The following is a 24,798-nucleotide window of genomic DNA, read 5'->3' on the forward strand; positions in this document are numbered from 1 at the left end:
CCCGCATGTCCACCGATTCCAAGTTGCGCCGCGATGCCCGCAAGCGCGCCGCCGAGCGCCAGCGCAATCAGGCCGCTGCCAAGGCCACCGCCGAATCACCGATCGAGGCGCATGCCGAACTGCGCGACCAGCAGCGCACGTTGCTGGCCGGCATCGTCCGCCGCGACGGCGAATGGGTGCTGGGGATGGACGGGCGCATCGCTGGCGAAAGTACCAGCGCCGCGCAGGTGTTGACGCTGATCATGCGCGCCGCCGAGCTGCACGAACGCCAGGGCACTCCCGTGCGCCTGACGTATTCGGATGCGCTGAAAGATGCTGCGCATGCTGAAGCCCAGGCCGACGGCATGGAATTCGAGCAGTTCAAGGCCAGGTTGAGCGAGCGCTTGCAGGGCGGCGCCAAGCTCAATTGAGTGATCTTCACTGCTTGCCATCGCTGGCGCGCGCAGGTGCACGGCGTATTTGAACGATCACTGGGCTGCTAGGCCTGCTGCAAGGGTATGCAGCAGGCGGGCATCGGTTCTGGCATGTAGGCGCTGCCCCGCAGCTGTATCGCGCAGCAAGGTCGTCGGGCCAGCCAACCATTTGTTATTGACCCGGCGCGCCGGCGCCAATGAATCGGCTGGCCACGTGATCGAACTCTTCGACCTGCGTTATCGTGTGCGTTTACCCGGCGCGCGGCCTCAGCGCGCCTGTGCCTGCCGCTGCGTTTCCTGCTGCGATACCTGCGCCTGGGTAGCGGCATCGCGCTGCGTGCCGGGTTCCAGCGCTTGCAGGCGCTGCAGGCTCGCTTCCACAGGTGCCTCCTGCACAGCCTTGGCATCGAAGCTGCCACGCAGATGTGCGGGTGAGTCCAGCGCTCCCTGCACTACGAAGCCACGCGCAGGATCGTTGCCGAGCAGCACGTGATCGACCCGCTGCAAGCCATTTTCGCGTGCGGCCACCACCGACCCCAAGGCCAGGCGTTCGCCATCCATCCCTGCCGCAGGGCCGGGTGCCGCTTGCAGGCGCCCCACTGCCGCCGTGCATTGCTGCAGCAGGGCATGATCCGGGTGCGCTGCATCGCGCGGATCCGGGAGCGTCGGGGTGGCGTCGGTCGGCCGCGGCAGAACCGTGGCATCGACACGCTGCAGCTGGCCGTCGTAGTTCCCGTCGGCGCCATCGGCGATGCGCTGTAGCCGCTCGGCAAACGCGTAAGGCGACCCGCCCACGTTGCGGGCCATCGCGATCGCAAATTGCTCGGGCGACTGCGCCGGAGCGTGGCGGTCGCCGACCAGCGAGGTCAGCGCGCTGCCCCCGATCTTGCCGGCGTCGGCGCTGGCGCGGGTCTGCTCCCGCAGCGCCTGCATCTGCCCTTCGCTGAATTCCAGCGTGGTCTTCTGCCCTGGCGCAATCGCGCCGGCGCCCGTCATCTCGCCGCTCAACGCGCTGTTGAGGGTCTGGGCGATCGCCTTTTCCTCGCTGGCCTCGTTGCGCCCGCCCAGACGCTGCAACAAGCCCGGTGCGGCCACGTCGCCATCGATTTCGAAGCGGTAGCTGCGCTGCTCCACGCGTTCGGCATCGTTGCCGTCGTACTGGCGCACGATCGTCAGCGGTACGTTGTCGCCGTAGTGCAGCTGTTGCACCAGGGTGTAGCCGTCCTGGCCTGGCGTGCTGATACGCACCTGGCTGCCTTCGTTGCGGTTGCCGCCCACATCGGCGCTGAGCGGGCCCAGTTCCAGCTGCAGACGCTGCTGCGAGCTGAAATCGATGCGCTCCAGCGTCTGCATCTCATCGACGCCGGGCACGCCTGGCGCCAGCTTGCCCTCGCGCACGAACTCGCCCATGGCCGCGCGCGCGCGCGGATCGGCCAAGTCGAACTGCGCGCTGTTCACTTGCGACTGGCCCAGCGAATCGGCGCGTCCGAGCAGGGCCTGGGCCGGTCCGGCCTTGACGCCCAGCGCATTTACCGCCTCGATGGCTGCGTTCGGTCCGGTCACCACACGCACGTGGCGCTCGTCGACGCGTTCGATCATGTAGCTGCGACCGCTGGCTTCGGTAATTTCGCTTTGCGTGGCAAGCCCGCGCAGGCTCGCGGAGGATTCGCGCTGCACGAAGGTCTGGGTGTCCATCACCGCGCGCGCGCCGATCGGAAGGCTCTCCGGCTGCAGCGGATTGACCTGTCTGGCGGCCTCCAGCGATTGGTCCACACCCGGCAGCGTCAGCGCGTAGCGCATGCGCTGCCCGGCACTGGCGCCGGCCTCGACGCTCAGCTTGCTGTCGCCGAGCTTGGACTGCAGGCTTTGCTGCTGACCGGTCTGCGCGTCGGCCTCAAGGCTGAAAGTCGTGGTCTGCGCGCCGGTATCGCTGAGAATGCCTGCGCTCAGCGAGCCGCTGCTCTGCTCGTTGCTATGCGCATATTTGGCAGACTGTTCTGCCGGGTTGACCGACACAGTGCCGCCCCCTACTGTCGCCGCGTATTCGCTGTTGGAGCTGCTGTAGGTTGGGTTGAATGCGCGGCCGTTCGCATCGTCGATGACCTGCTTGTTACGGTCCACATCGCGCGCGTCTGGGCCGGTGGAGGCGTTGCTCATGAGAATGCTTCCTGCATGCTGCGCCGGTGCAGCGGGCGCGCAGTATATCTTCAGCGTTTCAGGCGTTTATCAAGGGAATGTTATGCGGCGACCAAGGTGATGGCCGCCGCATGCCGCAGCAAACGCGAGGTCTCAGTGCAGCGCGGCAGGCGCAAGCGCGTTGCTCGCGGCAGCAGGCGCCTTCGCTTGCCAGCCGCATAATTGGCCTTGATTCTGCTGCTTGAGCCATTCGCTCATCGGCGCAAAGTAATCCAACATCGGGTCGGCATCGAGCTTGTCGCTGCCGGTGAGCTCCTTCAGCGTGGTCTGCCAAGGTTGACTCGATCCACGTTGCAACATCGACCAGAATTTTTGTCCTGCATCCTTGTTGCCGTAGAAGCTGCACTCGTACAACGGGCCTTGATGTCCGGCTGCATCGCACAGCCCCTTGTAGAACTGAAACTGCAGGATATGCGCCAGAAAATAGCGTGTGTACGGGGTGTTGCCCGGCACATGGTACTTGGCGCCGGCATCGAAGAACTCCTCGCCACGCGCGGTCACCGGCGCCACGCCCTGGTAGTTGGCTTTGAGTTCCCACCAGGCCTGGTTGTAGCGCTCCGGCGGAATCGAGCCATCGAACACGCCCCAGCGCCAGCGGTCGGTCATCAAACCGAACGGCAGGAAGGCGACCTTGCTCAAAGCCATGCGCATCTGCGAGTTGATCAAGGCTTCGCGCCCGGCCTGCTGTTCGCCGACCATGCCGATCGACTGCAGGTACTTTGGCGTCATCGCCAGCACGATGGTGTCGCCGATCGCTTCGTGGAAGCCGTCGTTGGCACCGTTCTGGAACAGCGGCGGCAGCGGGTTGTAGGCCAGGTCGTAATAGATGTGGCCAAGCTCGTGATAGATGGTGGTGAAGTCTTCTTCGGTGGGCTTGATGCACATCTTGGTTCGCACATCCGCGCCGATATTCTGGTTCGGCTCGCCGCCCATGTTCATGTCCCAGGCGCTGGCATGACAGACCACGTCGCGGTCCAGCGGCTTGATGAACTGCGAGCGTTGCCAATAGCTCTCAGGAAGCTTGGGCATGCCCAGCGACGTGTAGAAATCCTGCGCGCGCTCGGTCATCTGTTTGGCGGTGCGCAGTTGCGCTTCGCGCTCGGCATTGAAACGCGCCGCCGCACCGCCGTCGCCGCCGGTGTTGCGCGCCAGTACCGCGCTCAGATTGCCCTGGTACTGTTTTTCCAGCGCAGAGGTAATGTCCAGGTCGCCGGCGCCGGGGTAGGGTTGCAGCAGATCCCACAGATTGCTCCAGTCCTGCTGCCACATATTGCCCATCAGATGCGCCGGCAACAGGCCGCCGGCCACTTCGCCCTTGTCCTTGCCGTATTGGGTGTCCAGCTTGCCGCGCGCGTAGCACTGCAGCTGCGCATACAGCGGCTTGACCTGCTCCCACAAGCGGTCGGTTTCGCTGGCCAGCTGCGCCGGCGGCATGTCGTAGCCGCTGCGCCACATCACCCCGACATCGGCAAAGCCATTGCCGCGTGCGCCTTCGTTGGCCAGCTCGACAAAGCGCTGGTAGTCCTTGCGCATCGGCTGCGCGGTGCCATGCCAGCCCTGCCAGGCATCGAGTTGTTCGTTGTAGTCGCGGCTGCTGGCAAGGACCTGTTCCAGCTCGCCGAGCTGGCGGCAACGGCGTTGTTCGCCATCTCCCACGCAGTAACTGCCGGCGCCGTAATCGCCTTCCATCTTGGCGGCGATGCGGGTGAGCTCGGCCAGCTTGGCCGGGTCGCGCGGCGCGGGCAGGGCGCTCATTAATTTCAGCAACTGCAGCGCACGCGCACCGTCGGCCGACATCGGTGTGCCGGTGTACTGCTTGGATTGTTCGATCCAGCGATCCAGCTGCGCCAGCGAACGCTCGTTGGCCTTGGCAGCCAGCAGCTGCGAGTCACCGTTGATGTAGGTCGACGACAGCCACTGCGCCGCAGTGACTTCCGGGTAGGCGGCCTTGTACTCGGCACTGATGCGCGCAACGAACTGGTCGGCGCTTTCGGTCGGCGCGGTCTTGGTCGCGGCGGGTGTGGCTGGCGGTGCCGCATCCCGGCGGCAGGCCGACAAGCTCAGGGTGCCGGCAACCAGAGTCAGCGCCAGCAACAGCAAACGAGGATTCACGGGTGGTCCTTGCAGTGAAGTCCGGCGAAGGCTAGAGCGCGCCGGGATTCAGGGCAAGAGGCAACGCCCGCCACGCATGCGAGGGGCGGGCTCGCTGCAGGCGCTACCGATCAGCGCAACGTCGCGCCCGTGCACTTGGCGAACAGGTCGCGCTCGGGCGCATAGATGCTGGTTTTGACCTGCATCAATCCAAGCACCGATGGGAACAGCGCGTCCTGATCGGTGTATTGCCCTGCACGGTGGCGCAGGCAGGTTTCATCCAGGCCGCGATCACGCGCGAACTCGGGCGAGAACCACATCACCATCGGCACGTGGGTCTGCTCCTTCGGCGCGATGGCATACGGCACACCATGCAGATACAGGCCCTTTTCGCCAAGCGATTCGCCGTGATCAGAGAGATAGATCATCGCCGTGTCGTAGTCCTGCAAGCCGCGCAGGGTGTGAATGGCCTGGTTGAGAAAATGGTCGGTATACAGGATGGAATTGTCGTATGCGTTGACGATGTCCTGACGGCTGCAGCTACCCAGATCCGCGGTCTTGCACACAGGTTTGAAGCGCTCGAACTGCGTCGGGTAACGTTCGAAATAGCTGGGGCCGTGGCTGCCGAGTTGATGCAGCACCACCACGCGGTCGCCGGGCTTGGCACGCACCTGCGCCGCCAGATCTTCTAACAGGACTTCGTCCATGCAACGGCCATCGGCGCACAACCCCGGCGTGGTGGCGTCATCCAGCTTCTGGATCTCCAGCCCGTCGCACACGCCTTTGCAGCCGGACTGATTGTCGCGCCACAGCGTGGAAATACCGGCGTGTTCAAGTACGTGCAGGAACGACTGGTGGCCGCGGATCATGTCTTCGTTGTAATCGCGGCGGCCGAATGGCGAGAACATGCAGGGCACCGAGACTTCGGTGCTGGTACCGCACGAATGCATGTCCGGGAAATTGATCACCCCTGCCTGCGCCAGCTCTGGCGTGGTCTGGCGCGCATAGCCGCTGAGGCCCCAGTTCTGCGCACGCGCGGTTTCGCCCAGTACCACTAACAGCAAGCGCGGGCGGCTTCCTGCAGCGCGCGGCGTGGCGGTGGCGTCGTGTTCGATCGGCTGCTTGGGCGCATGCTTGATCGGCGACTCGGACTTGAGGTTCTGTCGCAACGCGACGATGTAGTTGATCGGCGTGGCCAGGTAACGCACTTCGCGGTGATTGCGCATCAACGCCGAAATATCCTGCGACGACAACATGGCGCCGGCGGCACCCACGATCGCCACCGCCAACAAAAATCCTCCCCGGACCAGCAGCGTCTTGCCGGCACTGCGCGCGCGCAGGCGTGTACGCCACAGCAGCACGGCAGGAATCAGGAAGTAGCACAGTATCGGCACGATCAGCCCGGGCGTGAGCAGTTCGCGCGATTCCTTGTGGTCGGTATGCAGCACATTGCGCAGCATGTCCGCATCCAGATAGACGTTGTAGCTGTCCATGTAATGCGCAGCCAGTGCGGTGGTGAACAGCAGCAGGGTCAACAGCGGTTTGGCGTTCCAGCGCCACACCAGCAAGCCCAACAGCAGCGCATGCACCGCGACCAGCAGTGCCATCAACGAAATGGCAAACCCGAGACTGCCCGGATGCGTGGCCATGGCCGTGCGCCAGAACAACTGATTGCACACCAACGCAAAGAACAGGCTCGACAGCAGCACCAGCGCTTCGGTCGATACGGTCGGCCGGGTACTCCAGGTCAGCGCGCGTGCGCTGGTGCGCCCACGCGGTTCCGGCAACCAGGTGCTCATGCTGCATCCCCCGATGGCAACATCGAATCAGACGTGCGATGCGGCTGCGCCAGCATCACACGATACAAAGCCAGTGCTGTCAGCCAGCACACTGCCAACGACCATACATCGTGCGACAGGAAATGCGCCCCGCGAAGTTGCTGCGCAACGCCGAAAATGAGACCTGCCACCAACCCTGCAGACAAACCCGGCAAGCGCCAGGCAGGACGCAGCGACAACGCACAGAAGTACAGCGCAACCCATGCATAGCCGGCACTGGCATGGCCGGCCGGGAAGCAACCGGACGCGGCAGTACCCTGGCGCGATTCGAACAGCCCAATCATCGCCCGGGTGCCGCCATATCGGCTCAGATCCCAGGGGCAGTCCATCGCCGTCCATGACTTGAGCAGCGACACAAGCGAGGTCGACAAGGCGACCGATGCAGCCAGATAGGTGAGCGGCCAGCGCAGCTTGCGCAGGCGCGGCTTGCACCACGCCGTCACCGCCAGAATCACGACGCTGACACCGGAAGCCGTACTCAGCCCTCTGCCAACGCGATGTATCGCTCCGCTGGTGAACCAATGGTCCTTGAGCAGCCAGTGCCCGCCTTCCAGCCGGTACAGCGCATCGGCAACCCATTGATCGCCGCCTGCGCCCATCAATAGCGCGCTGGCCAGCAGCACGCCCGCCAGCGGCAGCCACAGGTGGCGAACCAAAAAGCGCGTCTGCACATCGTGGGCGGTGCGCGCCAGAACTGGCGCATGGACGGGGAGCGTGGTCATCGAGATGTCGGCCTGTGTCAATGCCCGGCATCTTCGAAACCCGGATGTCGGAGAGCGGTCGGAATGAAGTTGCCCAGTCGTTAACCCAAGGACGGCATTCAGTCTGTATCGCTGTCACTACCGGTTTGTTCGGCGTCGGTCGTAGGGGCTATGCAACCGGCATGCCACGCCGTGCCGGGCACCAATTGCCACTGATTGCGATTGGACTCGCCGATATCGATGCGTTGCGCCGGGTCGATGCATGCCGGTACAGCCTGCTTGAGCACGAACAACCAGCGTTTTTCCGGCGCTTGCGCAAGCCACGGGCCTGCCTTGTCCCATTGCTGCTGCCAACCGGCCTTGAAGCCGAAGTCGGTCACTGCGCGGTCGGCCTGCAGCAGGTTCTGCTCGCGCCAGGCCAGCATACCCAGTTCGGCATGCGGGCCGATACGCTGGCCGACGCGTTGCATCAGCCGCGCGGATGAACTGTAAGGGTCCAGTGCCGGCATCAAGCCCAGGCCATAGACGAGCCACAGCGCCGCCGTCATGACGAGCACTGCAGTGCCCGCGCGGCGGCCGCGCGACCATGCCATCACCGCGAGGCCTGCGATGCCAAGACCGATTAGCCAAAATCCCACCGACTGCAACGACGCAAGCTCCATGCCGCGTTTTATTGCGGTGTTTTCTGCCCAGTGCAGATGCAGCGCAATGCCGCCACCCAGAATCAATCCGGCGAGCGCAAGCAGCAGGACATAAGCGTTGAGTAGCACGCGCACACCGCGTCGGCGCAGCAGCCCGGCCAGCAATGGGGCCGCCGCCATGCACAGCGCGGGCAGCATCGGGAAGATATACACCTCGCGCTTGCCCGGGCTGGCACTGAAGAACAGCAGCACCAGCACGCTCCACGCCAGCAGCAACACATAGCGCGGGTCGCCGCGTCGCAGCCGGCGCCACCATGCCGGCAGCAGCCACGGCAACAACAGGCAGCCCGGCAGCCACAACGTGGCGATCACCTGCAGGTAGTACCAGAACGGTTTGACGTGATGCCAGGCGTGCGCATACCGCGTGCCGGTCTGCTTGAACAACAATTCGTGCGCGTATGCGTGCAATTGCAGGTTGTCGCTATGCAGCAGCGCGATGCCCAGCGGCCCCAGCCACACCGCAGTGCCAGCCAAAAATGCGGGCAGCACCAGCAACCAGCTGCGCCCGGCCTGTGCACGCGCCGGCAGCACGCTCCAATGCCGGCGTGGCAGCGCCATCCACGGCAGTAACAGCAACAGCGCCAGGAAGCCGACCCCCTTGGTCACCGTGCCGACGCCAGCGGCAAACAACCCCAGCGTCCATGCGCGCCAATCTGGCCCGCGCAGCACGTGCCGCAGCAACCCCCATAGCGATAGTGTGGTCAGCGCCACCAAGACCATGTCGATCTGCGCGCGTTTGGCCATCAGGCCGAACTGCAGCACTGCAAACAACGCCAGCACCGCATAGCCGGCTACACGCCGGTTCCATAGCAGGCGCGTCATGTCCCAGGTCAGCCAGAGCGTTGCCAGCGCGGCCAGCAGCGAGGGCAGCAGAAACGCGACCGGCCAGTGCGGCACCAGCTCATAGCTCGCCGCCTGCAGCCACATGAACACTGGCGGCTTCTCTGCATACAACTCGCTGCCACGATGCGGCAGCAGCCAATGACCGCTTTCGACCATCGTGCGCGCAGCCAGCACAAAGCGCGGCTCGTCCGGCGGATTGGGTTGGCGCAGCCCAAGCCCGGATAGCAGGCTGACGACGATCAACAGCAGCGCGGCGAGCAGCGCGCGCCGACGAGGGAGAGAGGCAGAGCTGGCAGGCGACACGTGCACGCCCCGATTAAAAGGGGCAGAACGATAGCTGGCAAGCAGGTCGGAATTTTGTCGGAATGCGCGCCAGTTCGGCTGGAACGGTCGGGCTCGGCTCGCCTCGGTTAGGATGCGCACACCGTCCCTGTCGGGCCGCTCTGGAAACCGCCCATGCGGCTGCTGGTCATCGAAGACAACCGCAATATGGTTGCCAACCTGTTCGACTATTTCGAAGCGCGCGGGCATACCCTGGACGCGGCGCCCGATGGTGTCACCGGCCTGCATCTGGCCACCACCCAGCAGTACGACGTGCTGGTGCTGGACTGGATGATGCCGCGCATGGACGGGCCGGAGGTGTTGCGCCGCCTGCGCGAGCAGCACCAGTCCGAACTGCCGGTGATCATGCTCACCGCACGCGACGAATTGCCGGACAAGATCGCCGGTTTCCGTGCCGGTGCCGACGATTACCTGACCAAACCCTTTGCGCTGCCCGAGCTCGAAGTGCGCATCGAGGCCTTGCTTGCGCGCGCAAATGGTCGCCGCCGCGGCAAGCTGTTGCAGGTGGCCGACCTGCGACTGGACCTGGCCACCTTGGAGGCCACTCGCGATGGGCAGGCGCTGCACCTGTATCCGGCCTGCCGCAAATTGCTGGAAGTGTTGATGCAGGCCAGCCCGGCTGCCGTCACCCGGCAGCGCCTGGAACAATCGTTGTGGGGCGACGACCCGCCCGACGGCGACATGCTGCGCTCGCATATCTATGAGTTGCGTCGCAGCGTGGATGGCCCGTTCGCGCAGAAGCTGATCCATACCCTGCCACGGCTCGGCTACCGGTTGGCAGAACTCGATAGCGCCATCGAACCGACCAGCAGCGATAGCACCGATGGCTAAGCCGCGCCCGCTGGGACGTCGGGTCATGGTGTGGCTGTTCGGCTACAGCCTGCTGATGACGTTGGCTGTGTTCGGCACCGCGCAATACCTGCACGAGCGCGCCGAGCATGGCGTGTGGCGCTCGTTGCTCAATTCGGAATTGGACAGCATCCTGGACAGCAGCGCGCAAAGTCCCGGTTACCACTGGCAGGATTCGGACACCTTGCGGTTGTATCGCCTCGATGGCAGCACCTCCGTGCCGCCGGTGTTGCGCACGCTGCATCCGGGTTTGCACGAGCGTGAAATCGATGGCCGCCCGAGTGCATTGATGGTGCGCGACACGCCGCGGGCGGGTCGTCTCGTGCTTGTGCTGGACATCACCGACTTCGAAGCGCTGGAAAAATTCCTCACCCGCTGGATGTTGGCCGCCGGCGTTGCCTTGATCGGCATCACCTTGCTGATGGGCGCCTATGCCATGGCACGACTGGTGCGCCCTTTGGTGGAGCTGGCCCGCGATATCGGCGCGCTGCGCCCCGAACAGCGTGCGCAGCAGATTGCCGTGGGCGCGCAGGGCAGCGCCGAGCTATACGTCATCGCCGATGCGCTCAACGATTACCTGGAGCGCAATGGCCAGTTTGTCGAGCGCGAGCGGGCCTTCATCGACAGCGCCAGTCACGAGCTGCGCACGCCGATCGCGGTGATCGGCAATGCGGTGGAACTGGCGCTTGAGCAACCCGGTACCCCGCCGGCGGTGCGCCATCAGTTGCGGCGCATCGCACAGACCAGCGCATCGGTGGAGCAGCTGATCACCTTGTTGCTGGTGCTGGCGAAAGACCCCAGCCGGCTGGTGGGCAGCAGCGATACGTTGCGGCTGGACCATCTGATTCCGGAGATCGTCGCCGACCACGCGCATTTATGCGCAGACAAGGATCTGCAGCTGGTCATCGAGCCGTTGCCGCCGTGCAGCCTTAACGCTCCGGTTGCCATCGTGCAGACCGCCATCGGCAATCTGCTGCGCAACGCGATCGAAAACAGCGACCGCGGCATCATCCGCATTGCGTTAACGGCGCCTGGCGTGGTGCGCATCGCCGACCCCGGCCACGGCATGACGCCGGAAGAAATCAGCGCGATCTACGCACGCCTGGCACGCGGCAATGCGCGGCAGGGTAACGGCATTGGCCTGGAGCTGATCGGCCGGCTGTGCGAGCACCTGGGTTGGAAGCTCAGCCTCGAATCCGATGCAGGGCAGGGCACCGTCGCGACGCTGGATCTGTTCGGTGCCAACGCGGCGAGCGAGGCGGCGCACGCATAGCGATCAGGATGCGCACTGCCTGCATCGCAAGACGGTGTGGTGCGGCGCATGCTGCGACGGCATGTGATCTGCAGGCATAGACGATGTTCCTGCGCCTGCGCCAACCAACCCCTGCAGGCTCCCCGCCTGCTGGCGAGTGAAAGAGCCTGCACCGTCGTGCGGTCAACTCAGACTGGCAGCAGCCCGCGTTCGCTCAGCCAGTTGCGTGCGTTCTCTGCATCCTGCTCGAACCAGGCACGGGTAGACCCCAGCCGGTAGGTGTAGCCCCAGGCATCCATGTCGGCCATCAGCCGCGCGCTGCCCACGCCCGGCAAGTGCTCGGCCAGCAGAATCTGCAGGTAGCAGGTGGCGTCTTCCTCATCTACCGAGTCGGTGGCATCGGTATGCACGGCGGCGCGTTTGTCGGCAGGCAACACGATCAGATGCCCGGCTTCATGCAGCATCGAATGCACCGGCGTGTCGTCGCGGACATAGACATCGCAGCCGATGATGCCCGCCTCCGGTTCGCCCCAGAAACTGCCCGGAATCGCCGCACCCGCGGCCACGCGATGCAGACGCAAACCATACCGGCCCAGCAGGGCGGCCGGGGCGTCCAGGCCGATATCGGCCACGCACAGCACTGCCGCGGTATGGGATGTGGGAGCAGGATGAGAAGTCACGCGCAGTCGCTCGCGGTCGGGCGCGCTGCAGGCGCGCACTGGGGCAGATACCAAAACGGTACCGTGCGAACACGGTACCGTCGTGATGATGGTGCGGCGATTGCCGCACAGCGCGCGATGGCCCGCACGCTGGCGGCGATGACCGCGTTACTTGTCGCCGTCTTCGGGCAGGGCGACAGAAATATCCAGCACGTCGTGCTCGCCGTCCTTGACCAGATCAACCCGCACCGCGTCGGCGTCGATGTTGACGTACTTCTTGATCACTTCCAGCAATTCGCGCTGCAGCAGCGGCAGGTAATCCGGCCCGCCGCGGTGGTTGCGCTCCTGCGCAATGATGATCTGCAGGCGGTTCTTGGCCGTCTCGGCGGTGTTCTTCTTGCTCTTGAGAAAATCGAGCAGGCCCATGCTTACCCTCCGAACAGCTTGCTGAAGAAGCCTTTCTTCTCCACGGATATGAATCGCATCGGGCGCTCTTCGCCCATGATGCGGGCGACCGCGTCGTCGTAGGCCTGGCCGGCCGGGGACTCGGCATCCAGGATCACCGGCTCGCCCTTATTGGAGGCGTTGAGCACGTCGCCGGACTCGGGAATCACGCCGATGGCCTTGAGCCCCAGCACTTCTTCCACGTCGGTGATGCTGAGCATCTCGCCGCCTTCCACGCGCCCCGGGCTATAGCGGGTCAGCAGCAGGAACGCCGGCACGGTCTTGCCTTCCTCGGCCTTGCGGGTCTTGGAGTCGAGCAAGCCGATAATGCGGTCGGAGTCGCGCACCGAAGACACTTCCGGGTTCACCACCACCACCGCGCGGTCGGCGAAATACATCGACAGGAACGCGCCTTTCTCGATGCCGGCCGGCGAATCACAGACGATGTACTCGAAGCCGTCGGCGGCCAAGTCCTTGAGTACCTTCTCCACGCCGTCCTGGGTCAGCGCATCCTTGTCGCGGGTCTGCGAGGCAGCCAGCACATACAGGTTGTCGAACCGCTTGTCCTTGATCAGCGACTGCTTGAGCGTGGCTTCGCCGTGCACGACGTTGACGAAGTCGTACACCACGCGCCGCTCGCAGCCCATGATCAGGTCCAGGTTGCGCAGACCGACGTCGAAGTCGATGACCGCGACCTTCTTGCCGCGCCGCGCCAGCCCGCAGGCCAGGCTCGCGCTGGTGGTGGTCTTGCCGACGCCGCCCTTGCCGGAGGTGACTACGATGATTTCAGCCAAAGGATTTCTCCGAATATTTCTGTGGTTGGGCCGCGTCAATCAAGCGCAGCGATCTTGATCTGATCCTGCTCCAGCCAGACCTGGACGGCCTTGCCACGCAGGTCCATGGGAACATCGTCCAGCACCTTGTAGTGGCCAGCGATGGCGACCAGTTCGGCGTGGAAGTCGCGGCAAAAGATGCGCGCGTCCGGGTTGCCCTGCGCGCCGGCCAGAGCGCGGCCACGCAGGGTACCGTAGATATGGATGCTGCCGTCGGCGATGACCTCCGCCCCGGCGCCGACCGTACTGAGTACGGTCAGGTCGCAGTTTTCCGCGTACAGCTGTTGGCCCGAACGCACCGCGTTGCGCTGCATGCGGCCTGGCGCCGGGCGCGCGACCGGCGCTGCGGGTTCGGCACGTACCGGCGGCGGTGGCGGTGGCGGCGGCGGCGGCGGGCTGACCGCGGTCGGCTCGTACTGCGCGCGGAACTTGGCCAGCAGCGGCACGCCGAGTTGCTGGGAGAGCAGGTCGATCTCGCTGGTGCCATAGGCCAGCGCCACCGGCAGCACGCCGGCATCGCGCAGACCATCTAGCAGCGCCTTGGCGGTGGCCATGTCCGGCACTTGCGACAGTCCGCCAAAATCCAGGATCACCGCCGCCCGCCCGAACAGCTTGGGCGCGCGGGTCACGCGCTCGCGCATTTCCTGCACCAGGCGCGGCACATCCAGGGTGCGCACGCGCAGGTTGGCGATGCCCACCTGGCCGATCTTCAGTTCGCCGGCCTGTTCAAAATCCACATTCACACTCGACACGCTCAGGTCCCCGTCGATGGATTGTCGGTGGCCACGGCATGCCTCGGCCGGCCGACCCACGGCAATTGCTCGGGCAACTTGCCGCCATAGGTCTCCTTGACCCACGGATAGCTGCTCATGTCCTTCATCAGCATGCTGGCGCGCACCTCCACGTCGGGCATGGTGTTCTGGCCCACTTCGCGGAAGCCGAAGCTGCCATGGAACAGCAACGCCGCATCGGCGCCGTGGTCCAGGAACACCTCGCAGGCAAGCTGTGGGTAGCGCAGCTCGGTGTAGCTCTGCACATCGGCATAGAACGCCCGCCCGACACCGCCGCCGCGGCGGCGGCTGGCGACCACGATGCGGTCGATGTAGAAGAATTCCGGATGACGGTCCCGGAACCAGGCGAAATTGCTGCTGTCATGGGCACTGCCACTCCCGAACCCGACCAGGAACCCGGCCAGATTGCCGTCGCGCTCGGCGACACGGAAATATTCGGCCTGCTCGTAGAAGCGTTGCAGCTTGTTTGAATCCAGCGGCAGGATCGCCAGTCCGGCATTATTGTTCAGGGCCAGGACGGAATCGAGCTCGTGCTCGCGCACGTCGCGGATAACGATCGACATTGGGACTCCGTGGGGTAACGCTCTCGACCCGAAATCGGATCTGCGTCGGATTATTACATGCGTGGCCTGAAGCGGCGACCCGCCGTGCGCACGACGGCGCGCACGTCACCTTCGCGCAGGGCAACACGCGCGCGCAAACCTAGCGTTGCCGGCAGCGGCGTGCAGGCGACCACGTGCATGCATGACTTCCGGCAAGAGGGCAGCGGCGGCGCTTGGGCCTAAGATGCCAGCATGTTGGGATACCTCAGTCATACGCGCGTCCTGCGCTTCGCCGGCCTGTTCACCTGGGCGATGATCGCCATGCCGTTGGTGTTCATCTATTGGGCGCCTGCCGAAGATGGCGGCCACCGCAGCGTGCTGGAGGCGGCCACGATGTCGGCGTTCTTCGTCGGCTTTGGTGTCAGCTATTTCTGGCTGACGCGGGGTTTGAGCAGTGGCGGCCACGCGCACTGGTACGACCGACTGATCCTGCTATTGCTCACGGTCTGCGCGCTGGCAGTCAGCTATCTCACCCGAACCGGCCTCGGCAGCATCTTGATGATGGTGGCGGCGGGGGTGATTCCCTGGTTGTTGCCGCTGCGCGTAGGCGTGGTTTGGCTGGTGCTGAGCCAGCTGGCGGTGCTGCCGGTCTACCATCTGCTGCTCGGGTTTCCGGTGTCCGGCGCCTTGATGCAGTCGCTGCTGTATGGCGGCTTTTCGATGTTCATCTTCGTTACCAGCCTGGTCGCCCGGCAACAGACCGAGGCGCGCGAGGAACAACGCCGGCTCAACGCCGAGCTGCGCGCCACCCGCGCCCTGCTGGCCGAGAGCGCGCGCATCAACGAGCGCACACGCATCTCGCGCGAGCTGCACGATCTGCTTGGCCACCACCTCACCGCGCTCAGCCTCAACCTGGAAGTGGCCGGCCACATCACCGAAGGCCAGGCGCAGGAACACGTGCGCCAGGCGCACACGCTGGCCAAGCTGTTGCTCACCGACGTGCGCGAGGCAGTCAGTCATTTGCGCGACAGCGGCGCCATCGATCTGGAGGCGGCCCTGCGCCCGCTGGTGACCCAGGTCCCCTCGCTGGACATCCACCTGGATATCGCCCAGCCGCTGACCCTGGACGATCCGGAGCGGGCGCAGGTGCTGTTGCGCTGCACCCAGGAAATCATCACCAACGCGGTGCGCCATGCCGGCGCGCGCAATCTGTGGATCCAGGTACGGCGCGATGCGGACACCGTGCTGATCGACGCCCGTGACGACGGCCACGGCGCCGATGCGGTGGCGCCCGGCAACGGCCTGCGCGGTATGCGTGAGCGGCTCAGCCAGTATGGTGGGAAGCTGGAAATCCAAACCCGGCGCGGCGACGGCTTCGGCCTGCGCATCTGCGTTCCAGGCGCGCCGGCTCTGATGCCTGCGGCCGTGACTCAAGGAGTGTTTTAGATGATCCGTGTCTGCCTGGTCGATGACCAAACCCTGGTACGCCAGGGCATCCGCTCGCTGCTGGCGCTGGACAACGGCATCGAGGTGGTGGCCGAGGCCTCGGACGGCAAGCAGGCGGTGGAGCAGATTCCGCAGATCCAGCCGGACGTGGTGCTGATGGACATGCGCATGCCGGTCATGTCCGGCCTGGAAGCCCTGCAGATGCTCTCGCGCAACGGCACCTTGCCGCCGACCATCATCCTGACCACCTTCGACGACGACCAGTTGGTACTGGCCGGGCTCAAGGCCGGCGCCAAGGGCTACCTGCTCAAGGACGTCTCGCTGGAACAACTGGTCGGCGCGATCCGCACCGTGGCCGATGGCGGGTCGTTGGTGCAGCCGGCGGTCACCCAGCGCCTGCTCTCGGGCCTGGAGCACATGCGCAACGAATTCGTCAGCCTGGACCGGCCCGATCCACTTACCGACCGCGAGACGGAGATCCTGCGCCTGATGGCCAGCGGGTTCTCCAATAAGGAGATCGCCAATTCGCTGGGCGTGGCCGAGGGCACCATCAAGAATCATGTGTCCAACATCCTCTCCAAGCTGGGCGTGCGCGACCGTACCCGCGCAGTGCTCAAGGCCTTCGAGCTGCAGCTGGTCTGACCGCCACGCCGGCCCAATGCGATGCCGGCGCACAGTGAGTCTGCGTAACGCGGCATCGCGCTCTGCATGCACTCCAATACGCCGCCCTGCCGCGCCGGGTAGGGCGGTGAAGCGGCCGTTCGCAACTCCGACTGGCACGGCATCACACGCACGCAGCGCGCGATGTGCATGATGACTGCGCGTCATCGGCGCAAACCCTTGCGCCAGCTGCGATTGCGCAGTTTCGCAATGGCGTTTTGCGCGCTGGATGACACCGCAAGACCGCGCTACCCGTCGCACAACTGAACATCTTTCTCGAAGCCTGCTAGGATGGTGGCTTCGCTTCACTCAACCCGGCCGTGGGATCGGCCCCGGAGACCTCCTGAATGACCCGTATTATCGAGTTCCTGATCGCCTTGGGGATCGTGGCTGGCTTGTTTGTCGTGGTGGGCTTGGTGTTGCCCTCGGAGCGGCAGATGTCCGAGAGTGTTGAGACCAACCGCAGAATGACGATTGTTTACGACACCGTGAACAGCTTCCGTCGTTTCAAGGATTGGAACCCGCTTGTGCTGCGTGACCCGAAGATCCAGCTGAAGCTGGCCGGCCCGGAAGAGGGCAAGGGTGCACGCGTCGAATACAGCTCCACCGAGGGCTATATCGGCAACGGCAGCTGGGAAATCAAAAACACCGTCAAGAACGAGCGTGTTGAGATCGCGATCGAAGATCCCACCAAGGGCTACGACAAGGTCACCAATTTCACTCTGGCTCCGACCGGCAAGAACAACAAGAACGTCAAGATCACCCAGGATTACAGCGTCAAGTACGGCTGGAACCTGTTCGGTCGTTACGCCGGCTTGTATGTCAGCCGCCACGTGGGCGACGACCTGAAGCTGGGGCTGTCGCGTCTGGCAACCGCACTGGCCACCGTGCCGAATTTCGACTACCGCGCGCAGCTGGATGGCAAGCCGGTGTTGAGCGACCTCAAGATCGTCGATGTGCCGGCCGAGGACCTGTTGGTCGTCACCGCGGGCAACATTGATCGCGACAACGAGACGATCAAGAAGTCGATCAAGGACAACCAGGAGTGGATCAAGCGCGTGATGGACGCCAATGGTCTGGAAGTTGCTGGTCCGGTCCGGATCGTGACCACCGACTTTGCAAGCGACAAGTACGCGTTCGATGTCGTGCAGCCGGTCCGCAAGCGTGCCGGTGGCGCGCCGAAGGCAGACGCCAAGACCGACACCGCCAAGACCGATGCCAAGAAGGACGACGCAGCGGCTGCTGCGCCGGTCGACGCGACGCCGGTTGCCGCGACGGGCGAAGAGCTCAAGCTCAACATCCCGTCCGAAGCACCGGTGAAGTACGAGCGCACCAAGCCGCACCGTTCGGCATTTGCAACCTACGCAGGCCACATGGCCGGCCTGGATGCAGTGCGTAGTTCCCTGCGTGCCTGGGCTGCCACCAGCGGCAACGACGTGACCGAGCGTCCGTACGAGTCCTGGAAGGGCGGCGTGGACAAGTCGTTTACGCAGGACGGTACCTACGACGTCTACTGGGCTATCAAGTAATCGTTTCACCACGATGACGTGATCCAGACGAAAACGCGCCGCAGCCTTGCGGCGCGTTTTTTTTTGCGCCACGGCGCTGCCAGGAAGTGACCCGTATGTCTTTGCTTGAACGTCGTAAGAAACATCCCTCGTTGCTGGCGTTTTGCGGTGGCTTGCTGGCCGCCATCGCGGTGGGGTTGTCGGCCTATGCCTCGCACGGCGTGACCGATGCGTTGGTGCAGTCGCGGCTGCAACTGGCATCGCTGTACGCATTCGGCCATGGCGCCGTGTTGGTTGTACTGGGCGCCACCGAAACGCGTGCGTTCGGACGAGTTGGCTTGTACTTGTTGTTGCTAGGGACGTTGCTGTTTGCCGGCAGTCTGGTCGGTGGTGCTTTGCTGCACTGGCCGACCAGCCTGGCGCCGATGGGCGGGGTCAGCCTGATGTTGGGCTGGGTGGTGCTGGCGATCGGCGCATTGAGGCGCTGAGATGGCGCGCCATGCCCGCGGATTCGATGTGGAGGCGGCGTTCGCGCAGTTGAGCCGGCGCGACCGCGCGCTGGGTGCGTGGATGAAGCGTATTGGCCCCATTGCCCCGCAGCCGGGCTGGCGCAAACCGTTCGACCCGGTGGACGCATTGGCGCGCGCCATCCTGTTCCAGCAACTCAGCGGCAAGGCCGCGTCGACGATCGTTGCGCGGGTGGAGGTGGCGATTGGATCGAGCCGGCTGCACGCTGACACCCTGGGGCGCGTGGACGATGCCGCCCTGCGTGCCTGCGGCGTGTCCGGCAACAAGGCGCTGGCACTGCGCGACCTTGTCCGGCGCGAAGCGTTGGGCGAAATTCCTTCGCTGCGCAAACTCGCCTTCATGGAAGACGATGCCATCGTCGAAGCATTGGTGCCTGTACGCGGCATCGGCCGCTGGACAGTGGAAATGATGCTGATGTTCCGCCTGGGCCGCCCGGACTTGTTACCCATCGACGACCTGGGCGTGCGCAAGGGCGCCCAACGCGTGGACAAACAGGAGCAGATGCCAACGCCGAAGGAACTTGCCGAGCGCGGGCAGCGCTGGGGGCCGTACCGCACATACGCTGCGTTTTATCTCTGGAAGATCGCCGACTTCAGCGTCGCGGCAAAAGTGCCGACCCCGCGCTCGCAGGAGTAGGGCACTCGCTGTCCGGGCTTGGCGTAGGCGTGCATCAGGGTGCGTGCCAACGCCAATGCCAGGGCTCGTAGACGATGCCGTGCGGGTTGTGGCGCGGATAACTCAGGCGGTAGCCGAACTGGCCCGCGTGACTGCCCAGCCAGGCAAACGCAGCGGTCGCCTCGAACGATTCTTCGGCCGGTGGTTCGCCCGGAGTGCCGATATCCAGGGCGTCACCGCTATGGTGTTCGCTGAAACCGGGAGCGGCGTTGACTGCCAGAATCTGCTCCAGCGTCAGCCCGCGTGCGAACTTGCGATCGAAGATGCCCAGTTGGTAATCGTGGCTGCGATACCCAGAGATTGCATCGAGCACGATGTCCGCACGCAGCGCGGCCGCACGCAGTTGCCGCCAGCCACGCGCGGCGCCTGCGCTGAGCCAGAGCGGCCGGCCGAAGCGATCGCGGCCGGCGAACTGCAGCGTTGCCGGTTCGGCGATCAGACGCAGGCCGGTGCGTTGGACATAGTCATCGGCAACAAGCCCGAGCCGGGTCAGGCGATGCTGCAAGCCCTCGACCGCAAGAACGCTCTCGTCGCCTTGGTGACATCGCATCGTGGCGTTCTGTAGCCGATCCAGTGCCTCGTCCAGGCCTGGCTCACGCGCCAGTCGTGGCACCAGCGGCATCAACCCGTGCGGCAGTTGCGCTGCCAGATAGTGTCCATCGCACTTGCGCCGCAGCAGCCAGTCGGCCTGCGCCAGCACGCGTGCGTCGGCGTTGCTGCGGGCACGCAGGAGGGTGGCCGGCACCAGTTCGATGGCGGTGGTGTTGAGTAGCAGGGACGGCAGTGTGCGCATCGCGACAGGGTAGGGCTAAGTGCGTTGCGCAGCCAGTTGCTGTAGATCCTGCAGCAGCTGGCGCGGCTGTTCCGGGCTGAGCACGAGCATGCTGCCGCCCTTGAGTGGGAGGATCAGCACGCGGGCTGACTGGGTGATCAGATAGAACCCCGGGCCTGACTGTCTGCTGCGGTAGTACCCGGAATGAAAGCCCGGGTAGCCAAAGCCCAAAGACTTTCGGCCTGGCCTGAAGGCAGTGTGCTCGGCCAAGTCCACCACGCGCGCCGTGTCCAGCCGCATCTGGTCGACAAGTACCTGCTTGGTGAACAGTGTCGAGCGCACGATCAAGCGGTCGTCCTGTAGCCGGAGACCGCGTCGCGCATGCGCGACGGTGCAGCTCACTGCGATTGCTATCAGCAGTGCCAGGTGGGCATACAGGGCGGCAGGATGCCCATTGCGGACGTTGTCCGCATGGGCTACGGCGATCACACACGCGACAGCCAGCAACGGGAGCCACAGCCACAGCGCAAGTCCCCAGGGTGCGACCGGAGCGACGGCGTAATCGCGCCGATGCAGGCGATGACCGGTGCGTGTCGTGTGCTGTGAAACATTGCCGGGGCGTTGGCCGGATCGCGTCGTCATCGGGCTTCCTTCATGGCACCTGCGGCGTAGCACTTGGCAAAACGCGTGGGTGTCTGACCGCAAGCATGCCGGGGGCGTTTGTCATGGGCCGCCGCGACCTGAATGCCATCGCCGTTGAAGCTTTTGATACATGGCAACGAGGTGGCGACGCTTCGCGCGTTGCGGCACGTGCTCATGGTTCGGATTCCTCGTCGTCGCGCGGCTTCGGCAGCCGGCCGGCCTTGCGCAGCGCGTCGCGCAGTACGTATTCGATCTGTGCGTTGAGGCTGCGCAATTCGTCGTCGGACCAGCGCTGCATGGCCGCCAGTACATCAGCGTTGATGCGCAGCGGGTAGGCCTTCTTTTCGCTCACTCGCGCTCACCGCGGCCGCTGTAACGGCGCAGGTGCATGACCATCGAGACGATCAGGACGTTGACGCCGATGATCATGCCGATCACCACCGCGTAGACACCCGCGCGGTTATCGCCGGCCCAGTACAGGCAGGCGGCGCCGATCAGGATCACCAGGCTGATCAGGGCCCAGCGCAGGCCCAGGCCGCGCGCGCGGTCGTCATCGTCCGCACCGATGGAGGCGGCGATCGCCAGTGCGGGCAAACCGGACAGAGCAACCACCAAGGGCACCATGACATTCATCGTTTCACCTCAATAGAGCGAGCCGGCGTTGACCACCGGTTGAGTGCCGCGATCAGAACACAACACGGTGAGCAGGTTGCTGACCATATGCGCCTTGCGCTCTTCGTCCAACTGCACCACCCCGTTTTTCTGCAACTCGGCCAGGGCCATCTCCACCATGCCTACGGCGCCTGCAACGATGCGCGTGCGTGCGGCGATCACCGCATTGGCCTGCTGACGCTGCAGCATGGCCTGGGCGATTTCCGGCGCGTAGGCGAGGTGGCTGATGCGCGCTTCGATTACGTCCACGCCGGCCTGGGTCAGGCGCTCATCCAGATGCCGCTTGAGCTGCTCGCTGATTTCGGCCGGATGGCTGCGTAATGAAATCTGCCCATCTTCGTGCTGGTCGTACGGGTAGCTGGTGGCCATCGCGCGCAGCGCGGCTTCAGATTGGATGTGCACGAAGCTTTCGTAATCGTCGACGTTGTAGACCGCCTCCGATGCATCCATGACCTGCCACACGATCACCGCGGCGATCTCGATCGGGCTGCCATCGAGTTCGTTGACCTTGAGCCGGCCGCTTTCGAAATTGCGCACGCGCTGGCTGACCCGGCGCTTGGCGTAGAAGGGCACGTTCCAGCGCAGTCCCGCGTCCTTGGCCGTGCCGACGTACTTGCCGAACAGGCTCAGCACCGCGGCCTGGTTCGGCTCCAGCGTATAGAGCCCGGCCAGGATGAAGATGCAGGCCGCCGCGACCAGGCTCGCCCCGATCAACCCGCTCGCCGTGATGCTGGTGCTGGCCATTGCCGTCAAGACGTACCAGGCCGCGCCGACGAGGCCGGTACCGGCAACGAGGACGAGGGGGATACCCGGCAATGAGCCGATCGGCTTCTCTTTCATGAGTGATGCTCCTTGGATGGCGAGATGAAAAGATATCAAACTGATATCAGTCCATGCAAGGACGCCGGCCGAAGTTATCCATGCCGGCCCGTTAGAATGACCGCCCCCTTTCCGACTCTGGACCTGCGCTCATGACAACTCTTGGCACGCCGTTATCGCCTTCCGCCACCCGGGTGCTGCTGCTGGGCTCGGGCGAGCTGGGCAAGGAAGTGGCGATCGAACTGCAGCGCTTCGGGGTGGAAGTGATCGCCGCCGATCGCTACGCCAATGCGCCGGCGATGCAGGTGGCGCACCGCTCGCACGTGCTGGACATGCTCGATCCTGCCGCGCTGCGCGCGCTGATCGCCAAAGAGCAGCCGCACCTGATCGTGCCCGAGATCGAAGCCATCCATACCGAAACCCTGGTGGCGCTGGAGCGCGATCAGGGCCAGCGCGTGATTCCCACCGCGCGCGCCGCACGCCTGACCATGGACCGCGAAGGCATCCGCCGCCTGGCTGCCGAGACGCTGGGTCTGCCGACCTCGCCGTACCGCTTTGTCGACACCGCCGCCGAGTACCGCGAAGCCATCGCCGCGGTGGGCCTGCCCTGCGTGGTCAAGCCGGTGATGTCGTCCTCGGGCAAGGGCCAGAGCACGTTGCGCAGCGAAGCCGACATCGACGCGGCCTGGGACTACGCACAAACCGGCGGACGCGCCGGCGCTGGCCGCTGCATTGTCGAAGGCTTCATCGATTTCGATTACGAGATCACCCTGCTGACCGTGCGGCACGCCGGCGGCACCTCGTACTGCGACCCGATCGGCCACTGGCAGCAGGACGGCGACTACCGCGAAAGCTGGCAGCCGCAACCGATGTCGGCGGCCGCGTTGCAACGCTCGCAGCAGATCGCCAAAGCCATCACCGACGATCTGGGCGGCTGGGGCTTGTTTGGCGTGGAGTTGTTCGTCAAGGGCGACGAAGTGTGGTTCAGCGAAGTCTCGCCGCGCCCGCACGATACCGGGCTGGTGACGCTGGTCTCGCAGGAATTGAGCGAATTCGCGCTGCACGCGCGCGCGATCCTCGGTCTGCCAGTCGGCGCAGAAGACGGTGGCGTGATTCGTCAAAGCGGCCCGTCGGCATCGTGCGCGCTCCTTGCGCACGGCAATGGCGTGCCGGCATTCGACGGCGTTGCCGCTGCATTGCGCGATCCGGACGCAGCACTGCGTCTGTTCGGTAAACCGCGCGTGGACGGTCACCGCCGCGTTGGCGTCACGCTGGCACGTGCCGACAGCATCGATGCAGCACGCGAGAAGGCGCGTGTAGCGGCGGCAGCGTTGACGATTCAACTTAGCAACTAAAGAACGCAGTTTGCGCGGTGTTGTGGGCGTCGGCCGGACTGCTAACACCCACATTACATCCGTGCAGGTGAGACCAACCACTGTCAGACAGCAATTCAATAGACCGTCGTCCGCGCCACTGAAGGTGTCGGACGAGTAGGGATGCATGACCTGTAACTGCCAGGTCTCAGGTCAAAGCCCTGGTAGGCTGTGGCTGGCTCTGCTCTTGCTGTATCTGCCTTTGCTGTTCGCCTTGTGCGCGTTCCGCTGCAGTTTGGACCCAGCTCTGACTGCTCTGCTCCAGGGGAGTGTTGAGCGCCGCGACGGTATCCACATGGGCACGCAACTGATCGTGCTGTCCTAATGATTTGGAATTGTTCTGTACCGCGAATGCACGTGAGGCGTCCTCGCTCAAACGCACCTCGTCTATGCGGTCCATTCCCATCTTGCAGGATTGCACCGCGAGACAGCCAGCCAGATTGTCACTACGTGCGTCCGACTGTCGGTTGTTTGCCTGATCCAGGGCTTGCACATGGGACTGAGCTTGTGCAAACAGCGGGTGCCCGGGATGATCGGGATTGCGCAGTGAGGGTGGTTGCCGCTCATCACTCAAAATATGTTGTTTAATCGATCTGTCTGCGGGAAGCGGGTGCCGGACTTCCTTGTTTAGGGGGCTCTCTGGAAACGGCGCTTCAATACTTTCCACTCCATGGATGTTGCGTAAGGGGCGGTAAGCATCTTTCCCCAAGCCTTCGAAGGGCAACGGTATGCGAACGTCAGGAAGTAGTTGCCCAGCAGGGCCGGCAAGTACATTCATGTCGATGCTCTTGTTGCGATGCAGTCCGGCATGATCGAGAGCGGCCCAAGTAAAGTCGACGCAGTTATTGCGTACGTCCCTATACTCTTTGTCGAAGCCTAGCTTTTCCGGTTCTTCACCGAACTTTTGCAGTTTTTCATATTGCTCCTTGCTTATTTCGATTGTCCTTGAGTAGGCCGGGTTATGATACTCCTTAGAGTCCGAATTATATATTTTCCCTGGGCCGTTCATCTCGCCATGGTTGATAGGGGCGAATCCATAGCTAGTAGGTTTACCTCTGCCGTCGTCGATTATAAAAAACATGTGCCCTGGCGCGGAGCTGGCCGGTTCACCATCGACCATTTGCTGCTTGCCATCCTTATATAACGGAGTGCCAGGTGCTGCGATAACAATTGTCAAAGTATAACTTTGCTTATCCATCTTTTGCTCC

The 24,798-nt window shown here is 64.3% G+C and carries 25 protein-coding genes; 9 read left to right on the plus strand and 16 right to left on the minus strand.

Annotated features, from left to right (window positions below):
- The first annotated feature begins 5 nt into the window (after positions 1-5).
- Positions 6-410 carry a hypothetical protein gene (locus BJD12_RS19370; RefSeq protein ID WP_005994592.1) on the plus strand — a complete coding sequence of 135 codons (405 nt, stop codon included), beginning with the start codon at positions 6-8 and terminating at the stop codon, positions 408-410.
- Positions 411-680: 270 nt separating this feature from the next.
- On the opposite strand, the gene BJD12_RS19375 is transcribed toward BJD12_RS19370, so the two are convergent.
- From BJD12_RS19375 to BJD12_RS19395, 5 genes are all read right to left on the minus strand, one after another.
- Positions 681-2,570 carry an XVIPCD domain-containing protein gene (locus BJD12_RS19375; RefSeq protein WP_005994591.1) on the minus strand — a complete coding sequence of 630 codons (1,890 nt, stop codon included), beginning with the start codon at positions 2,568-2,570 and terminating at the stop codon, positions 681-683.
- A gap of 132 nt (positions 2,571-2,702) precedes the next feature.
- Positions 2,703-4,721 carry a M2 family metallopeptidase gene (locus BJD12_RS19380; RefSeq protein WP_042828258.1) on the minus strand — a complete coding sequence of 673 codons (2,019 nt, stop codon included), beginning with the start codon at positions 4,719-4,721 and terminating at the stop codon, positions 2,703-2,705.
- A gap of 110 nt (positions 4,722-4,831) precedes the next feature.
- On the minus strand, positions 4,832-6,499 hold the full coding sequence (locus tag BJD12_RS19385) for a phosphoethanolamine transferase (protein ID WP_005994589.1): 1,668 nt from the start codon (positions 6,497-6,499) through the stop codon (positions 4,832-4,834).
- On the minus strand, positions 6,496-7,260 hold the full coding sequence (locus BJD12_RS19390) for a phosphatase PAP2 family protein (RefSeq protein WP_042828267.1): 765 nt from the start codon (positions 7,258-7,260) through the stop codon (positions 6,496-6,498). The genes BJD12_RS19385 and BJD12_RS19390 overlap by 4 nt, the downstream gene beginning before the upstream one ends.
- 98 nt (positions 7,261-7,358) lie before the next feature.
- Positions 7,359-9,092: an ArnT family glycosyltransferase gene (locus BJD12_RS19395; RefSeq protein WP_005994587.1), complete on the minus strand. Its 1,734-nt coding sequence runs from the start codon at positions 9,090-9,092 to the stop codon at positions 7,359-7,361.
- A 147-nt stretch (positions 9,093-9,239) separates the two neighbouring features.
- Here BJD12_RS19395 and BJD12_RS19400 point away from each other — a divergent pair, with 147 nt between their 5' ends.
- On the plus strand, positions 9,240-9,956 hold the full coding sequence (locus tag BJD12_RS19400) for a response regulator transcription factor (protein WP_005994586.1): 717 nt from the start codon (positions 9,240-9,242) through the stop codon (positions 9,954-9,956).
- Positions 9,949-11,247: a sensor histidine kinase gene (locus tag BJD12_RS19405; RefSeq protein WP_039420536.1), complete on the plus strand. Its 1,299-nt coding sequence runs from the start codon at positions 9,949-9,951 to the stop codon at positions 11,245-11,247. Before BJD12_RS19400 ends, BJD12_RS19405 begins: the two co-directional genes overlap by 8 nt.
- Positions 11,248-11,414: 167 nt before the next feature.
- Here the strand turns inward: BJD12_RS19405 and BJD12_RS19410 are convergent, their stop codons facing one another.
- From BJD12_RS19410 to BJD12_RS19430, 5 genes are all read right to left on the minus strand, one after another.
- Positions 11,415-11,912 (minus strand): hypothetical protein, encoded by a 498-nt coding sequence (locus BJD12_RS19410; RefSeq protein WP_050812885.1) that lies wholly within the window; start codon positions 11,910-11,912, stop codon positions 11,415-11,417.
- A 141-nt stretch (positions 11,913-12,053) separates the two neighbouring features.
- On the minus strand, positions 12,054-12,311 hold the full coding sequence (minE, locus tag BJD12_RS19415; RefSeq protein ID WP_005994583.1) for a cell division topological specificity factor MinE: 258 nt from the start codon (positions 12,309-12,311) through the stop codon (positions 12,054-12,056).
- Between the two features lie 2 nt (positions 12,312-12,313).
- On the minus strand, positions 12,314-13,123 hold the full coding sequence (gene minD / locus BJD12_RS19420) for a septum site-determining protein MinD (protein ID WP_005994582.1): 810 nt from the start codon (positions 13,121-13,123) through the stop codon (positions 12,314-12,316).
- A gap of 35 nt (positions 13,124-13,158) precedes the next feature.
- Complete coding sequence (gene minC / locus BJD12_RS19425) at positions 13,159-13,914, minus strand: septum site-determining protein MinC (protein WP_058564149.1); 756 nt, start codon at positions 13,912-13,914, stop codon at positions 13,159-13,161.
- 2 nt (positions 13,915-13,916) lie between these two features.
- Positions 13,917-14,516 carry a GNAT family N-acetyltransferase gene (locus tag BJD12_RS19430; protein WP_005990008.1) on the minus strand — a complete coding sequence of 200 codons (600 nt, stop codon included), beginning with the start codon at positions 14,514-14,516 and terminating at the stop codon, positions 13,917-13,919.
- 231 nt (positions 14,517-14,747) lie between these two features.
- On the opposite strand from BJD12_RS19430, the gene BJD12_RS19435 reads away from it, so the two are divergent.
- The 5 genes from BJD12_RS19435 to BJD12_RS19455 all read left to right on the plus strand — a co-directional run bounded on the left by BJD12_RS19435 (position 14,748) and on the right by BJD12_RS19455 (position 19,273).
- Positions 14,748-15,941, plus strand: coding sequence for a sensor histidine kinase (locus tag BJD12_RS19435; RefSeq protein WP_005990004.1), 1,194 nt, complete (start codon positions 14,748-14,750; stop codon positions 15,939-15,941).
- Positions 15,942-16,583: a response regulator gene (locus tag BJD12_RS19440; RefSeq protein WP_005990002.1), complete on the plus strand. Its 642-nt coding sequence runs from the start codon at positions 15,942-15,944 to the stop codon at positions 16,581-16,583.
- A gap of 365 nt (positions 16,584-16,948) precedes the next feature.
- Positions 16,949-18,130 (plus strand): polyketide cyclase, encoded by a 1,182-nt coding sequence (locus tag BJD12_RS19445; protein ID WP_005989999.1) that lies wholly within the window; start codon positions 16,949-16,951, stop codon positions 18,128-18,130.
- A 95-nt stretch (positions 18,131-18,225) separates the two neighbouring features.
- Positions 18,226-18,597, plus strand: coding sequence for a DUF423 domain-containing protein (locus tag BJD12_RS19450; RefSeq protein WP_039426435.1), 372 nt, complete (start codon positions 18,226-18,228; stop codon positions 18,595-18,597).
- Position 18,598: 1 nt separating this feature from the next.
- Complete coding sequence (locus tag BJD12_RS19455; RefSeq protein WP_005989995.1) at positions 18,599-19,273, plus strand: DNA-3-methyladenine glycosylase family protein; 675 nt, start codon at positions 18,599-18,601, stop codon at positions 19,271-19,273.
- A gap of 34 nt (positions 19,274-19,307) precedes the next feature.
- Here the strand turns inward: BJD12_RS19455 and BJD12_RS19460 are convergent, their stop codons facing one another.
- The 5 genes from BJD12_RS19460 to BJD12_RS19480 all read right to left on the minus strand — a co-directional run bounded on the left by BJD12_RS19460 (position 19,308) and on the right by BJD12_RS19480 (position 22,238).
- Entirely contained in the window at positions 19,308-20,105 is a 798-nt protein-coding gene (locus BJD12_RS19460) for a M15 family metallopeptidase (RefSeq protein ID WP_005989993.1), read from the minus strand.
- A gap of 15 nt (positions 20,106-20,120) precedes the next feature.
- Complete coding sequence (locus tag BJD12_RS25035) at positions 20,121-20,426, minus strand: PH domain-containing protein (protein WP_228860997.1); 306 nt, start codon at positions 20,424-20,426, stop codon at positions 20,121-20,123.
- 472 nt (positions 20,427-20,898) lie between these two features.
- A complete protein-coding gene (locus BJD12_RS19470; protein ID WP_005989989.1) occupies positions 20,899-21,078 on the minus strand; it encodes a type II toxin-antitoxin system antitoxin in 180 nt (59 codons plus the stop codon).
- Complete coding sequence (locus tag BJD12_RS19475; RefSeq protein WP_005989987.1) at positions 21,075-21,359, minus strand: hypothetical protein; 285 nt, start codon at positions 21,357-21,359, stop codon at positions 21,075-21,077. Before BJD12_RS19475 ends, BJD12_RS19470 begins: the two co-directional genes overlap by 4 nt.
- Positions 21,360-21,368: 9 nt before the next feature.
- A complete protein-coding gene (locus tag BJD12_RS19480; protein WP_039425469.1) occupies positions 21,369-22,238 on the minus strand; it encodes an SPFH domain-containing protein in 870 nt (289 codons plus the stop codon).
- Positions 22,239-22,369: 131 nt separating this feature from the next.
- Here BJD12_RS19480 and purT point away from each other — a divergent pair, with 131 nt between their 5' ends.
- Complete coding sequence (gene purT / locus BJD12_RS19485) at positions 22,370-23,572, plus strand: formate-dependent phosphoribosylglycinamide formyltransferase (RefSeq protein ID WP_039425466.1); 1,203 nt, start codon at positions 22,370-22,372, stop codon at positions 23,570-23,572.
- Between the two features lie 166 nt (positions 23,573-23,738).
- Here purT and BJD12_RS19490 read toward each other — a convergent pair whose 3' ends face one another.
- Positions 23,739-24,788: an XVIPCD domain-containing protein gene (locus BJD12_RS19490; RefSeq protein ID WP_039425475.1), complete on the minus strand. Its 1,050-nt coding sequence runs from the start codon at positions 24,786-24,788 to the stop codon at positions 23,739-23,741.
- Positions 24,789-24,798: the final 10 nt, after the last annotated feature.

Source organism: Xanthomonas vesicatoria ATCC 35937 (assembly GCF_001908725.1).
Taxonomy (GTDB): Bacteria; Pseudomonadota; Gammaproteobacteria; order Xanthomonadales; family Xanthomonadaceae; genus Xanthomonas; species Xanthomonas vesicatoria.